Source organism: Segatella bryantii, assembly GCF_022024215.1.
Taxonomy (GTDB): domain Bacteria; phylum Bacteroidota; class Bacteroidia; order Bacteroidales; family Bacteroidaceae; genus Prevotella; species Prevotella bryantii.
The window spans coordinates 284,573-299,007 of the sequence record NZ_CP091798.1; the positions used below are offsets into that span (position 1 = coordinate 284,573).

Annotated in this window: 10 protein-coding genes and 1 pseudogene; 9 read left to right on the forward strand and 2 right to left on the reverse strand. The window is 37.8% G+C overall.

Going from position 1 to position 14,435, the window contains the following annotated elements:
* The first annotated feature begins 102 nt into the window (after positions 1-102).
* The 8 genes from rpsB (at position 103) to L6471_RS05345 (ending at position 10,381) form a co-directional block, all read left to right on the forward strand.
* Complete coding sequence (gene rpsB, locus L6471_RS05310) at positions 103-909, forward strand: 30S ribosomal protein S2 (RefSeq protein WP_027453091.1); 807 nt, start codon at positions 103-105, stop codon at positions 907-909.
* A 34-nt stretch (positions 910-943) separates the two neighbouring features.
* Positions 944-1,942: a translation elongation factor Ts gene (tsf, locus tag L6471_RS05315; RefSeq protein ID WP_006283579.1), complete on the forward strand. Its 999-nt coding sequence runs from the start codon at positions 944-946 to the stop codon at positions 1,940-1,942.
* Positions 1,943-2,053: 111 nt separating this feature from the next.
* Complete coding sequence (locus L6471_RS05320) at positions 2,054-2,671, forward strand: fumarylacetoacetate hydrolase family protein (protein ID WP_006283578.1); 618 nt, start codon at positions 2,054-2,056, stop codon at positions 2,669-2,671.
* A gap of 13 nt (positions 2,672-2,684) precedes the next feature.
* The gene (gene porU, locus L6471_RS05325) at positions 2,685-6,230 is read left to right on the forward strand and encodes a type IX secretion system sortase PorU (RefSeq protein WP_237797520.1); all 3,546 of its coding nucleotides are present in this window, start codon (positions 2,685-2,687) and stop codon (positions 6,228-6,230) included.
* Positions 6,231-6,279: 49 nt separating this feature from the next.
* Positions 6,280-7,446: a type IX secretion system outer membrane channel protein PorV gene (gene porV, locus L6471_RS05330; protein WP_006283576.1), complete on the forward strand. Its 1,167-nt coding sequence runs from the start codon at positions 6,280-6,282 to the stop codon at positions 7,444-7,446.
* A 17-nt stretch (positions 7,447-7,463) separates the two neighbouring features.
* Positions 7,464-7,943 carry a 2-C-methyl-D-erythritol 2,4-cyclodiphosphate synthase gene (gene ispF / locus L6471_RS05335; RefSeq protein WP_006283575.1) on the forward strand — a complete coding sequence of 160 codons (480 nt, stop codon included), beginning with the start codon at positions 7,464-7,466 and terminating at the stop codon, positions 7,941-7,943.
* Positions 7,944-8,333: 390 nt separating this feature from the next.
* Complete coding sequence (locus L6471_RS05340) at positions 8,334-9,608, forward strand: glycosyltransferase family 4 protein (protein WP_006283574.1); 1,275 nt, start codon at positions 8,334-8,336, stop codon at positions 9,606-9,608.
* Positions 9,605-10,381 (forward strand): glycosyltransferase family 2 protein, encoded by a 777-nt coding sequence (locus L6471_RS05345; protein ID WP_006283573.1) that lies wholly within the window; start codon positions 9,605-9,607, stop codon positions 10,379-10,381. Before L6471_RS05340 ends, L6471_RS05345 begins: the two co-directional genes overlap by 4 nt.
* 53 nt (positions 10,382-10,434) lie before the next feature.
* On the opposite strand, the gene L6471_RS05350 is transcribed toward L6471_RS05345, so the two are convergent.
* The gene (locus tag L6471_RS05350; RefSeq protein ID WP_027453087.1) at positions 10,435-11,403 is read right to left on the reverse strand and encodes a M23 family metallopeptidase; all 969 of its coding nucleotides are present in this window, start codon (positions 11,401-11,403) and stop codon (positions 10,435-10,437) included.
* A gap of 334 nt (positions 11,404-11,737) precedes the next feature.
* Here L6471_RS05350 and L6471_RS14250 point away from each other — a divergent pair.
* Positions 11,738-11,825, forward strand: a pseudogene (locus tag L6471_RS14250) (transposase); the annotation flags it as partial.
* A gap of 506 nt (positions 11,826-12,331) precedes the next feature.
* On the opposite strand, the gene recG reads toward L6471_RS14250, so the two are convergent.
* On the reverse strand, positions 12,332-14,434 hold the full coding sequence (gene recG / locus L6471_RS05355; protein ID WP_237797521.1) for an ATP-dependent DNA helicase RecG: 2,103 nt from the start codon (positions 14,432-14,434) through the stop codon (positions 12,332-12,334).
* Between the last annotated feature and the right edge of the window lies 1 nt (position 14,435).

A 14,435-nucleotide genomic window follows, 5' to 3' on the forward strand; every position in this document is an offset into this window, starting at 1 on the left:
TTTAGTATCTAAACCGGTAAGATTCTTAAAGACTACTTGCCGGCTGATTCTAGGCAAAATTAGAATTCAAAAAGAAAGTAAACAATTAAAAAAGAAAAGACAATGTCAAGAACAAATTTTGACCAATTACTTCAGGCAGGTTGCCATTTCGGTCACCTCAAACGTAAGTGGAATCCAGCTATGGCTCCTTATATCTTCATGGAGCGTAATGGTATTCATATCATCGACTTGAACAAGACAGTAGCTAAGATTGACGAGGCTGCTGAAGTTCTTAAGGGTATTGCTAAGTCTGGCAAGAAGATTCTGTTTGTCGCTACTAAAAAACAAGCTAAGGACATCGTAGCTGAAAAGGCTGCTTCTGTTAATATGCCTTATGTTATTGAGCGTTGGCCAGGTGGTATGCTCACTAACTTCCCTACAATCCGTAAGGCAGTTAAGAAAATGACAAACATCGATAAGTTGATGAATGATGGTACATTCTCTAACCTTTCTAAGCGTGAGTTGCTTCAGATTACACGTCAGCGTGCTAAGTTGGAGAAGAACCTTGGTTCTATTGCTGATTTGACCCGTCTTCCTAGCGCATTGTTCGTTATCGACGTAATGAAGGAGCATATTGCTGTTAAGGAAGCTCAGCGTCTTGGTATCCCAGTGTTTGCAATCGTTGATACAAACTCAGATCCAAAGAACGTTGATTACATTATCCCAGCTAATGATGACGCTAAGGATTCTGTAGAGGTAGTTTTGAGTGCTGTTTGTGGCGCTATCGCTGAAGGTCTTGAAGAGCGTAAGGCTGAAAAGGCTGACGAAAAGGCTTCTGCTGAGCAGAAGGAAGAGGCAGCTGATAAGAAGCGTGCTCCTCGTAAGGCTCGCAAGGAAGAGACTGCAAATGAGGCTCCTAAGGCTGAGTAATTAGTATTAATCAATAAAATATAAGGAATTTAAAATGGCTGTATCAATAGCTGATATCCAGAAGCTTCGTAAGATGACAGGTGCTGGTCTTGCTGACTGTAAGAAGGCTCTGACTGAGGCTGATGGTGATCTCAATAGAGCAGTTGAGCTCGTTCGTGAGCGTGGTCTTGCACTCGCTGCAAAGCGTTCTGATCGTGAGACTTCAAATGGTTGTGTACTTGTAAAGAAGGGTGAAGGTTTCGCTGCTATGGTAGCTATCAAGTGTGAAACTGACTTCGTTGCTGCAGGTAAGGATTTTATCGGTTTGACAGAAGAAATTCTTGATGCTGCTATCGCTGCTAAGGCTAAGTCTATAGACGAGGTTAAGGCTCTGAAACTTGCTAATGGTGATGACGCAGAAACTGCAGTTAAGCATCGTTCTGGTATCTCTGGTGAGAAGATGGAAATCGATGGTTACAACTTTATCGAAGGCGCAAATGTTGAGGTTTATGACCACATGGGCAAGCATACTCTTTGTACTATGGTTCAGCTCAATAATAACAACGAGGAAGTTGGTCATAAGGTTGCTATGCAGGTAGCAGCTATGAAGCCAGTTGCTCTTGACGAAACTTGCGTTCCTCAGAATGTTAAGGACGAAGAACTTCGTGTTGCTATTGAGAAGACTAAGGAAGAGCAGATTGAGCGTCAGGTTAACGTAGCTTTGAAAAAGGCTGGCATTAATCCAGCTCACGTTGATTCTGATGATCACATTGAGTCTAACACAGCTAAGGGTTGGTTGACTCCTGAGCAGGCTCAGCAGGCTCGTGATATCAAGAAGACAGTTGCTGAAGAGGCTGCAGGCAAATTGAACGAGCAGATGATTCAGAATATTGCTAAAGGTCGTATGAACAAATTCTTCAAGGAGAACTGTCTCGTTGATCAGGAATTCCAGTTCGGTGACGGCGATAAGGCTTCTGTTGCTCAGTGGATGGCAAGTCAGGACAAGGATCTTAAGATCACTGACTACAAGCGTTTCTCACTTTCTGCAGATTAATTTGTATCCTTTTAGGGATAATCAATATGAAGAGTCGGAATTTCTATTCCGACTCTTTTTTTGTTGGTATTATTTTTTTATGTATCTTTGTCGTCAAAAATTAGAACGATTATGAAGATATTTGCTATAGGTATGAACTATTTGCAGCACAATAAAGCGTTGCATGGTTCGTTGTTTAAAACAGAGGAACCTGTTATTTTTACAAAAGCTGATTCCGCGTTGTTGAAAGACCATAAGCCTTTTTTTATCCCTGATCATATGGGACGTATTGAATATGAAACTGAACTTGTGGTTAGAATATGTAAGTTGGGTAAAAGTATTCCAGCTCGCTTCGCTTCACGTTATTATGATGCTGTAACAGTTGGAATTGATTTTACAGCTCGAGAGCTTCAAGCTAAATTGAAGGCAAAAGGTCAGCCGTGGGAACTTGCAAAGGGGTTTGATGGATCTGCTGTTATTGGCGACTGGATGGAGCTTGACAAAATAAAAGATATTCAGATGACTCGTTTTCATCTTGACATCAATGGTAAGACTGTGCAGGAAGGATGTTCTTGTGATATGCTTTATAAGGTTGATGAGATTATTGCCTATATCAGTCAGTATTTTACCTTAAAGACGGGCGATTTACTTTATACAGGATGTCCTACAGGATGTGGTCCAGTTCAGATTGATGATCATTTGGAAGGTTATCTAGAAGATAGAAAGGTTCTTGATTTTTATTGTAAATAAGAAAAATTTATCCATGAAGGCATTCAGAGTTATACTTCTATTTTTAGTTTTGTGTAGTTTGAACGTTACTGCTCAAAAGCACAAACGCTTTTTTAATTTGACAACGGAAAATGTGAAGTTAGATTCTGTTTTGCAGGAATTTGTACATACGATTCCTTTGGTGGGGAATTATCAAGATTCCGTTTATACTGCAGAGTTGTCTTATCCTGAATATATGGATATGACTTCTGAAGATATAGCTTCTTATCAGAGATTATCAGGTGAAGTTCTTCCTGCCTCTCCTGTAATTCATACAGACTTGTCTGTCTTCAGAGGACGTGGAAGATTTACGGTAAGCTTTCTGCCGATTGTTTATCGTAATAATAAATATCAGATGTTGGTTAGCTTTATGTTAACCATAACATCGCAAAAGAAAAATCGTATTCAAAAGTCTATTTTGCGTGTAGCTCAAGGGAATGGTTCTCGTTATGCGGAACATTCTGTCCTCGCTCAGGGTTCATGGGCTAAGATTAGAGTTCCTGAATCTGGAGTTTTTCAATTAACAGATGCTGTTATCCGTAAAGCTGGTTTCTCTGATTTGAGTAAGGTTAAAATTTATGGTTATGGCGGTAAACTTCAATATGAAGCACTTCATAGTGATACGCTTAGATACTACGATGATTTACAGGAGGTTCCTACTTGTACAGTAGGGGAAAAACGTCTTTTTTATGCTCAGGGACCTATCAGTTGGACTTCCAAAACAGCAACACGTCGTACGCGTAATCCATATTCCGACTATGGCTATTATTTTATCACTCAAAGTGAAGATACCCCTAAAACTATAGATTCTGTATCTTTCATTCAATCCTTTTATCCTTCACCTGATTATTATCATTCACATTATGAAGTAGATGGATATAGTTGGTATCCAGGTGGACGTAATCTTTTTGACAATGAAGAGATTAGTTCCACCAAGACTTTGGTGATGAAAAATGAAACCAATGGTACGACTGGTAGACTGGCTGCATGTATTACTGCAGGTACTAACAGTACAGCAAGAGTCATTTTAAATGGAGATTCTTTGAATCTATCAGTCAGCTTGACTTCTTATGATAAGGGTAATCAAGCTATCGGTTCTTTTTTAGTCAAGAATCTCGGAGAAAGAGATACCATACAAATTAAGGTCTTGTCGGGTGGTCCTATTCGATTAGATTATCTTACGATGGTTTGGGATTCTATTCTACCTAGGCCAAATTTACTTACCGACAATTTTTCAGCTCCAACTTATGTTTGTAATATAACCAATCAAGACCATCATGCAGATAGTCTGGCTGATATGGTTATTGTGATACCAACGAGCCAAAAATTGCTAGAACAAGCTAAACGTTTAAAGCTTTTCCATGAAACTCATGATAGTCTTTCTGTTAATATCGTACCGGCAGACGAATTATATAATGAGTTTTCAAGTGGAACACCTGATGCAATGGCTTATCGTAGATATCTGAAGATGCTTTATGATAAAGCCAATGCGACGAATGCCACAAAAACGTTGAAATATTTTTTGCTTTTTGGCGATTGTGTCTGGGATAATAGAATGTTGACCTCTGACTGCTCCTCATTAAATCCTGATGACTATCTTCTAGCTTTTGAAAGTGAAAATTCTTTTAATGAGATCTCCTGTTACATAGATGATAGCTGGTATGGCATCCTTCAAGATGGTAAGGGACTTAATCCTTCCATCGAACAGATAGATGTAGGTGTAGGACGTTTTCCAGTAGTGACAGCAGACGAAGCAAAAGTTATGGTTGATAAGACCATAAATTATATTACTAATAATAATGCTGGAGCTTGGCAGAATTCTATTCTTTTCCTTGGGGATGATGGTAATGATAATCTGCATATGCGTGATGAAAATGAAGTTGCCGATTATATATCTCAGCTTTATCCTAGCTTTCTTATGAATAAGGTAATGTGGGATGCTTATACACGCGAATCCTCTTCTACTGGTAATACTTATCCAGAGGTAACTTCTTTAATCAAGCAACAGATGGCTAATGGGGCTCTTTTGTTTGATTATGCTGGTCATGGTTCTGAAAGTCAGTTATCTCACGAGGCAGTATTAAAAATAACAGATTTTGAAGAATTTACAAATACTCGTTTACCATTGTGGATTACAGCTTCTTGCGATATCATGCCTTTCGATGGTGTCAAAGAAACGATAGGCGAAGCGTCTGTATTAAACGCTAATGGTGGTACAATGGCTTTCTATGGTACAACACGTACAGTATATGCAGATTTGAATAAGAAATTAAATCGTGCTTTTTTGAAATATGTATTAGGTAGAGATGAAAATGGTAAGCCTTATACTTTGGGAGAGGCTCATGTACTTGCCCAGAATGACATGATTAATGGTACTGGATATAATGGAGAGTCAGATCGAACTACAAATCATTTGCAGTATTCTCTGTTGGGTGATCCCGCTTTAGCTTTGAATCTTCCTTCGTTGTCGGTTACTGTCGACGATATTGACGGTGTGTCAATATCAGATTCAGTACCAACATTGAAAGCTGGTTCTAAAGTTACAGTTAAGGGCCATGTAGAGAATGCATCAAATTTTAATGGTGTCCTTTCTGTTTCTATTCTCGATAGTAAGGATACGATTACTTGTAAAGTTAATGATATCTCAGAAACATCTGAGCCGTTTGTCTTTACTAGTTATGACAAAGTGCTTTATTCTGGAAATGATAGTGTTCGCAATGGGCAGTTTGAATTCTCTTTTGCAGTGCCTAAGGATATTAAGTATTCTAGTGATTCAGGCTTGATGAATTTCTATGTTGTTAATACCGATCATACTTTGACGGGAAATGGGTATACTGTCCAATTTAAATTAGGTGGAAGTAATGTTTCTCTATCCGATAGTATAGGTCCAAAGATATTTAGTTATCTTAATTATGAAACATTTATGGATGGTGGTAATGTAAATGCTACACCTTATTTTTATGCCGAGTTATCAGACACTTCAGGAATTAATGCCACAGGTAATGGTATAGGACACGATCTGGAGTTGATTATTGATGGAGATGCTTCAAAAACTTATAATCTGAATAGCTATTTTAGTCCAAAGTTTGGTACTTATCAAGAAGGAACAGTGGGTTATCTTATACCAGAATTAGCAGAAGGAAAGCATTCTTTACTTTTTAGAGCATGGGATACTTTGAATAATTCTAGCACTTTTACTTTAAATTTTAATGTAGTGAATGGTTTAACCCCTACTTTGCGTGATATTTATACTTCTGTAAATCCAGCTTCAACAACGACGGACTTTATAGTGGTACACGATCGTATTAACAGCAGTGTTAATGTAGAAATAGAAGTCTTTGACACGTCAGGACGAATTGTATGGTCGCATAGTGGTAGTGGTGCTTCTGAAGACCATACCTACCGTACCACTTGGGATTTGTCATCCTCTGCAGGAGGAAAACTTTCAACTGGGGTATATATATATCGTGCAAAAATCTCTTCAGAAGGCAGTTCGACAGCGACCAAGGCTAAGAAACTAATAATCGTAAACAATAATTAGTTGATAATATGCGTTTTGAAATTATAGTGTAGAACCCAAAAAGAAAATGATGAATAAATTCTATAAGATATTTTGCCTTGTTGCTTTTGCGTTGACGGTGACCGAGGGTTATGCTCAAGAAGATAAAAATAATATGTTTAATCCGGTAACGACTTCTGTTACTTCACAGTCAATAGCTCCTGATGCTCGTGCAGCAGGTATGGGTGACGTGGGAGCAGCTACAGATCCTGATGTAAACTCTCAATATTGGAATCCGGCCAAATATCCGTTTACTATATCTAGAGCAGGTGTAGCACTTAACTATACACCATGGTTACGGCAGTTGGTAAATGATATGAATTTGGCTTATTTGTCAGGTTATTATCGTATAGGCGACTATAGTGCAGTTTCAGGATCAGTTCGTTATTTCAATATGGGTACTGTGTATACTAGTTCAGATCTAGATGAAAGTATCAATCCATATGAAATGTCTGTTGATGTGGCTTATTCTTTGATGTTGAGTGAGAAATTTTCAATGGCGGCAGCTGTGCGATGGATTTATTCAGATTTAAAATTTGAAAATACGAGCGATGCAAAGCCTGGAAGTGCTTTTGCTGCTGATTTGGCTGCATATTATCAGAATTATATTAATCTTGGTTCTCGTGAATGTCAATTGGGATTTGGTCTTAATATCTCGAATATAGGTAGTAAGATAAAGTTTGGTGGCGATGATCGTAATTACTTTATTCCGACTAATCTTCGACTTGGTGCTTCGTTGATGGTACCTATAGATGAATATAATCGTTTTACGGTTGCGTTAGATGCTAACAAACTGCTTGTTCCTACTTATCCTGTGCAAAATGAGGGTGAAGATGATGTAACTTATAATCAGCGTGTCATAGACGAATATTATAATGTTTCAAGTATTAGTGGTATTTTCAAGAGTTTTGGCGATGCACCAGGTGGATTTAAAGAGGAGTTAGAGGAGATACAGTGGAGTCTAGGTGCTGAATATACTTATAATGATAAATTCTCTCTTCGAGCTGGTTATCATCATGAAAGTGAGAATAAAGGAAATCGTAAGTATTTTACAGTTGGTGCAGGATTCAAGATGAATGTCATGGCTATTGATGCTGGTTATGTTATTGCTACAGCAAAGAGTAATCCGCTTGATCAGACTTTACGATTTACCTTATCCTTCGATATGGATGGTATAAAAGATTTATTCCGTAGATAAATTTAGAATTTAAATATATGAAAATAAGAGTAGGAATGGGTTACGACGTACACAAGCTTGTGGAGGGTCGTAACCTTTTTTTAGGAGGTATTAAGATAGACCATACCATGGGTCTTTTAGGTCATAGTGATGCAGATGTGTTGATTCATGCTATTTGCGACGCACTTCTTGGTGCTGCTAATATGCGAGATATCGGTTATCATTTTCCAGACACTTCGGCAGACACTTTGAATGTAGATAGTAAGATACTACTTCGTAAAGTGGTAGAGTTGATAGCCACAAAAGGGTATCGTGTAGGTAATATTGATGCTACGATATGTGCAGAACGGCCTAAAATTAATCCTCATGTGCCTCAAATGAAAGCGTGTCTCGCACAGGTTATGGGTATTGATGAAGATGAAATCTCTATTAAGGCTACAACTACCGAAAAACTTGGTTTTACAGGTAGGCAGGAAGGTATGTCTGCTTATGCTGTCGCATTAATAGAGAAAGGTTAAGATAGTACGTATAGTTGTATTTTTATGTTTTGCAACATATGTTTGCGCACACAAAAAATTTGATATATATCAAGAAAGTACTAATAATTCAAGAAAATAGGTAAGAACCTGAATCATTATTACTCAAAATAATCTATCTTTGCATCATCAAAAGGTTAATAGATTGTTTAGGTTAGTAATAAAGATTTAGGTTTTTAGTTATTAGGTTTTTAAGGTAGATTTTAAAGATTGTTTAACAAAGTGGTAACAAGGTGAACCGAGAGGCTCCCTTTACTTTAGAAAAGATTTTTAGTTAAACATAGGTATACGCTTCAGCTCGTGGTGAGTTGTAGCGTATTTTTTTTGTCATTTCCAATACTTTTTATTACTTTTGTCGCAAATAAGAAACTTATGAGAGTATTAATTATCAATACTTCTGAAAACACGGGAGGTGCTGCTGTTGCTGCTAACCGTTTGAAGGATGCTTTGAACAACAATGGTGTCAAGGCAAAAATGTTAGTAAGAGATAAGACTACAGATGATATTACCGTAGTAGGATTAAGACCGTCACTTCGAGTTAGTTGGAATTTTCTGTGGGAACGTTTTTCTATATTTCGTCATTTACATTTTTGCAAAAAGCATCTTTGGGAGATTGATACAGCTTGTTGTGGTTCGGATGTCACACAACTTCGTGAATTTCAGGAAGCAGATGTCATCCACCTTTCCTGGGTTAATCAAGGATTTTTGTCATTAAAAGGTATCCGTAAAATTTTGAATAGTGGTAAACCCGTCGTGTGGACTATGCATGACTTGTGGCCAGCTACAGGTATCTGTCATTATGCAAGAGGGTGTGAGCGATTGAAAAACATGTGTTCTCATTGTTTACTCTTGCCTCATCGAGGTGGCGTACATGATTTGTCTAATAAGGTTTGGCGAAAAAAGGAAGCACTCTATAAGGATGGCAATATCTATTTTGTGTCTTGTAGTAAATGGTTACAAGATCAAGCTAAACAAAGTAGGCTTTTTGTAGGACAGCGCATCACCAATATACCTAATCCGATAGATACTCGTGTATATTTGCCGCAAGATAAGAAGGAATCCAGACTTCGTGCAGGTCTTCCTGATAATAAAAAACTCATTCTTTTCGTTTCACAAAAGGTTACAGATGAGCGCAAGGGCATGAATTATTTTATTCACAGCATTGAGCGATTGGTTGCCATGCATCCTGAAATGAAAGAAGATACGGGGATTGCTATTTTAGGAGGGCATTCGGAGGAATTAGAAAATCAACTTTCATTGCCAGTTTATTCGTTGGGCTATGTAAATGATCAGCGTAAGATTGTTAATGTGTATAATTCTGCAGATGTCTTTGTTTTACCTTCTCTAGAAGATAATCTGCCGAATACAATTATGGAGGCAATGGCTTGTGGTGTTCCTTGTGTTGGATTCCAAACAGGTGGCATACCAGAAATGATAGATCATCAGAAAACAGGATATGTGGCAAAATATCGTGATGCTGATGATTTGGCTAAAGGTATTTTTTGGGTTCTTGCGGAGGCTGATAGAAAAGAATTAAGCTATCAGTCTATTCATAAAGTTTCGGTACAATACTCACAACGAGCAGTTGCCATGAAATATATTGATGTATATAATCAGGCTATGGCCTTTAGGAATTATAAATTATGATCACTTTTACGGTAGTAACCATTACTTATAATGCCCAGCAGGTAGTTGAGCGAACACTGAATAGTGTACTTAAGCAAAGCTATTCGCAGGTGGAACACCTTATCATTGATGGTGCATCGAGTGATAATACTTTATCGCTTGTGCATGCTTATCAGGTGAAATCCATAGAGAAAGAAACAGGACACCAAATTCGTATCACTTCTGAACCAGACGACGGACTTTATTATGCTATGAATAAGGGTATTCTGCAAGCTACAGGCGATTATATCGTGTTTTTAAATGCTGGTGACTGCTTTCCTAATGAAGATACCTTAGAGACTATTGCTGCGTCTGTAGGTGAGCAGGAATTGCTTCCAGGTGTGTTATATGGTGATACTGATATTGTAGATGATCAGGGACACTTTATTCGTCATCGTCGATTGGTTCCTCCTAAGCGGTTGACATGGCGTTCTTTCTGTAAAGGTATGCTAGTTTGTCATCAAGCCTTTTATGCTCGTACAGATTTAGCCAAAAAACACTTATATAATACTCAGTATAGGTACTCTGCTGATGTTGATTGGTGTATACGTGTTATGAAGGAATCTAAGCGTGAAGGTTTACCACTTCGAAATGTTCAAGCTGTAGTGGTTAATTATCTTGATGGAGGTATGAGTATCAAGTATCATAGGGCTTCTTTGAAAGAGAGATTTCGCGTGATGTGTGCCAACTATGGTTTAATCTTGACTTTATTCATGCATGGTTATTTTGTAGTAAGAAGTTTAGTAAAGAAATAGCATAAAAAAAGCATCTTCAAGACGAAGATGCTTTTTTTATACTATACTTATTTTTAAGAATATCTTAGAATCTGACCTGGTCTTACACTTTGGTTTTTGCCCAAGTGATTCAATCTTATAATTTGTTCAACGCTTACACCACGCTTATGAGCGATAGTAACAATTGTTTCACCACTTTTAACCTTGTGATAACGTACTTCGTTGCCATAAGGGTTATTTGTCTGCTTGCTAATAGCACTACTGTTCTCACTTGAACCGAGGACACCGTAAATCAGGTCACGTGTATAGCCACCATTACCAATTTTTCCACGTAATGCAGTAGCTTCTACACTTTCATCTGTATAAGTATCCTCATTAAAGGTATAGAAATCTCCGGTAACATCTTGATTGCGAAAATCAAACATTAAGGCTGGATTTAAAGCTACACCACAAAGACGTGTTTCAAAATGCAGGTGTGAACCAGTGCTTCGACCAGTATTGCCACCTAATCCAATAGGATCGCCGGCACGAACAACCTGATTTTCTTCAACGATCTGCTTAGAGAGGTGTCCATAAATTGTTTCTAAACCATTGTTATGGCGAATAACAATATATTTACCATAGCCATTACCGTCATATTTTACAATACGAACTTTACCGCTAAACGCAGCACGTATGGTATCGCCAATATAAACCTTAATATCGAGACCTTTATGTTGGCGACCCCAACGAGAACCAAAATTGCTGGTTACAACGCGGCTACGAGTAGGCATGCAAAAATGACGGAGGTCTATTCTGTAATGACTAGGTAATTTGGTAGCTTTGTGAGCATACTTATTATTCCAGTCGTCATATAATTGAGCTGCGGGTGTTTCAATTTCTTCTCTGGCAACAATTTCTTGAAGTGCCAAAGTATCAACAGCTTTCATCTTTCTATCTACTGGTGCCTGTCGGGCTAACAGATCCTGACCATACGTCGGAATTACTGTCATGGCACAAACGGCACAAATAGCGATTTTTTTTAATTTTTTATTAAAATCCATTCGTGTTGATTCTATTAATTTTAGGTTTAAGTCACTATGGAATAATTCATATTCCGGTGCGGATAAAATAAAGGCATAATTTATTGAGAACTACAAAAACCCAACAAATTTTTTAGAAGACATGGCAAATATACTAAAAAAATATGGATTTTGCTAGTGTGTTAACAGTTTTATAAACCTTTTAACACATAAAATTGTTAACTCAACTTTACAAAATGAATCTGTCTTGTTGAATTTTTTGTGAATAAACCACAGTTTAGTTTCTTGTTAGAAGTTGTGACCTTTTTGATAAATGTAACGTGAGTTTGTCGATTTGTAAGTGTCTGAAAATTTAATGATTAGCAAGGACAAAGTTACTGAAATATTTTGTTTGGCAGATGATTTCTGCAATTTTTGATGCTATGATGGCAAAATATACCATTATGAGATGATATTTGTACTTTAGTGTATTTTTTGAATTTAGTTGACATAAATCGTCTTGAGATTTGCTTATTTGTAGTTGATATGCTAGAAGTCTTCAAATATGCGAATTATGAAGCATTTTTATATTTGCTTGAATATCAGTATGTTATACGTTTGTCGTTTCGTCGACTTAATAGAAGGGCGACAAAACCATAGGTCCTAGGGGTCGAAAGCTTAGGGTTAACACGATAAAGTCATAGAGTTTAGCGAATAAAGTCTTAGGTTTCGACCCCTAGGACCTTGGGTTTTGTCGGGAGGAGGTGGCGGTGTGTGTAGAAAATTTCAAATAGGCAGATCAAAAGCTAAAGATTTTGAGCTAGATGACGAGTTTTGAAAGTGCTGTTTTTTGACATTTTTATTTGACAGTAGTATCCATTACAGATTGTAGAAGTGGGCAACTATACAACGATAATCGTAGTGTTAGAATTCTGTGCCTCGATATCATTAAATAAGTGGCATATTAGCCTTAACTGATGCTGGACCAATTGATATTGGTCTTTCTTAGTTCCTTAAGACGATTCCAAAAAATGCTATTTTCAATTTTTTTGCAATTCGGATCATTGTCAATAATTTTTTGTGCTTCGTCTCGTGCAAGTTGTATGATTTGTCCATCTTGAGCAATGTTTGCGATTTTTAAGTCGAATGCGATGCCACTTTGCTGAGTACCTTCAAGATCACCAGGACCTCTTAATTTTAAGTCGGCTTCTGCTATACGGAATCCGTCGTTCGTGTCGCACATAATATCTATGCGTTTACGAGTTTCTTTTGACAGTTTTTGATTAGTTACTAAGATACAATATGATTGGTCGGCTCCTCTACCTACACGTCCACGAAGCTGATGTAGTTGTGATAGTCCGAATCGTTGTGCATCCAAAATAACCATTACTGATGCATTAGGTACATTTACACCTACCTCAATAACGGTAGTTGCGACAAGTATCTGTGTATCACCTTTTACGAATTTCTGCATTTCTTCTTCTTTTTCTGCAGGTTTCATCTTTCCATGTACCTTACTGAGTCTAAATTCAGGAAATACTTCGCGTAGTGCTTCGTACCCTTCTTCTAAATTTTTAAGGTCACTTTTCTCACTTTCTTTGATGAGAGGAAAGACGATGTATACTTGTCTACCTTCGTGTATCTGTTGACGAATACCGGAATAGAGGCTGGTCATCTGTGAGTCGTATTTATGGATTGTCTGTACAGGCTTTCTGCCAGGAGGTAGTTCATCTATAATGCTCACGTCTAGATCACCATATATGGTCATAGCTAATGTTCTTGGTATCGGAGTGGCTGTCATGACAAGTATGTGTGGTGGAAATGAACTTTTCCCCCATAACTTAGCACGTTGGGCAACCCCAAAGCGATGCTGTTCGTCTATTACAGCATAACCGAGTCTAGCGAATTGTACATGATCTTCAATAACGGCGTGAGTTCCTACTAAAATCTGAATTTTTCCAGAAGCCAAATCTTCAAGTATTTGTTGGCGTTTTTTGCCTTTTACAATACCAGTCAACAATTCCACTCGAATGTTCATGCCGTGTAGAAAATCTTTGATGGTTTGCAGATGTTGTTCGGCCAATATTTCTGTAGGTGCCATCATACAAGCTTGATAGCCATTGTCTAATGCGATAAGCATAGACATAAGAGCTACTAGAGTTTTTCCAGAACCCACATCGCCCTGTAGAAGGCGGTTCATCTGCTTGCCGCTATTCATATCTCGTCTTATCTCTTTAATTACACGCTTTTGAGCATTCGTGAGTGGGAATGGAAGGTTTTGACTGTAGAAATCATTGAATATTTGTCCGATATGACCAAAAATATAACCTCTGTAATTTTTTCTTCTGTCACTGGCATAACGTAAAATATTCAACTGTACGTAAAAAAGCTCTTCAAATTTCAGGCGCTCTCTTGCTTGTTGAGTTTCATGTGCATTTTGGGGATAGTGAATCCAATGGAATGCTTGTTGTCGACTTATGAGGTGTAAGCGGCGTGTAAGAGAGTCGGGCAAGGTTTCGGGTATTGGAGTCTGACTAAGTTTTTCGATGAGAGTTTTTGTCAATTTCTCCATCGACCTTGAAGTCAGTCCCATTTTTTTCATTCTTTCAGTGGTTATGTAATAAGGTTGCATGCCCATCTGCGAAAGCTCCAATTTACTCGCATCATCGATATCAGGATGAGCAAATTGGTACCGTCCATTAAATAGGGTCGGTTTCCCGAATATAATATATTCTTGTTGTACTTTATAGTTTTTGTAAACGAATTGTGTGGCTCTAAACCATACGATATCGCATACTCCAGTTCCATCTGAGAAATGGGCTACGATACGTTTCTTCCTTGGTCCCATTTCGAATTCGTCAAAACTGAGAATTTTGCCTTTTATTTGTACAAAAGGCATATCAGATACCAGTTCGTTGATGGTGTAAATTCGGCTTCGGTCTACATATTTGTAGGGATAGTATTCTAACAAGTCATTATATGAGTTGATACCGAGCTCTTTGCTTAGTATCTCTTTACGTTTCGGACCGACGCCCGAAAGGTACATAATGTCTTGATCTAGTATACTGTTCATT

Bases quoted from the DNA above. Each gene is read 5' to 3' on its own strand.
- L6471_RS05350 (WP_027453087.1), bottom strand. From the start codon at position 11,403: ATGGATTTTAATAAAAAATTAAAAAAAATCGCTATTTGTGCCGTTTGT.
- rpsB (WP_027453091.1), top strand. From the start codon at position 103: ATGTCAAGAACAAATTTTGACCAATTACTTCAGGCAGGTTGCCATTTC.
- L6471_RS05345 (WP_006283573.1), top strand. From the start codon at position 9,605: ATGATCACTTTTACGGTAGTAACCATTACTTATAATGCCCAGCAGGTA.
- porU (WP_237797520.1), top strand. From the start codon at position 2,685: ATGAAGGCATTCAGAGTTATACTTCTATTTTTAGTTTTGTGTAGTTTG.
- ispF (WP_006283575.1), top strand. From the start codon at position 7,464: ATGAAAATAAGAGTAGGAATGGGTTACGACGTACACAAGCTTGTGGAG.
- L6471_RS05320 (WP_006283578.1), top strand. From the start codon at position 2,054: ATGAAGATATTTGCTATAGGTATGAACTATTTGCAGCACAATAAAGCG.
- tsf (WP_006283579.1), top strand. From the start codon at position 944: ATGGCTGTATCAATAGCTGATATCCAGAAGCTTCGTAAGATGACAGGT.
- L6471_RS05340 (WP_006283574.1), top strand. From the start codon at position 8,334: ATGAGAGTATTAATTATCAATACTTCTGAAAACACGGGAGGTGCTGCT.
- porV (WP_006283576.1), top strand. From the start codon at position 6,280: ATGAATAAATTCTATAAGATATTTTGCCTTGTTGCTTTTGCGTTGACG.
- recG (WP_237797521.1), bottom strand. From the start codon at position 14,434: ATGAACAGTATACTAGATCAAGACATTATGTACCTTTCGGGCGTCGGT.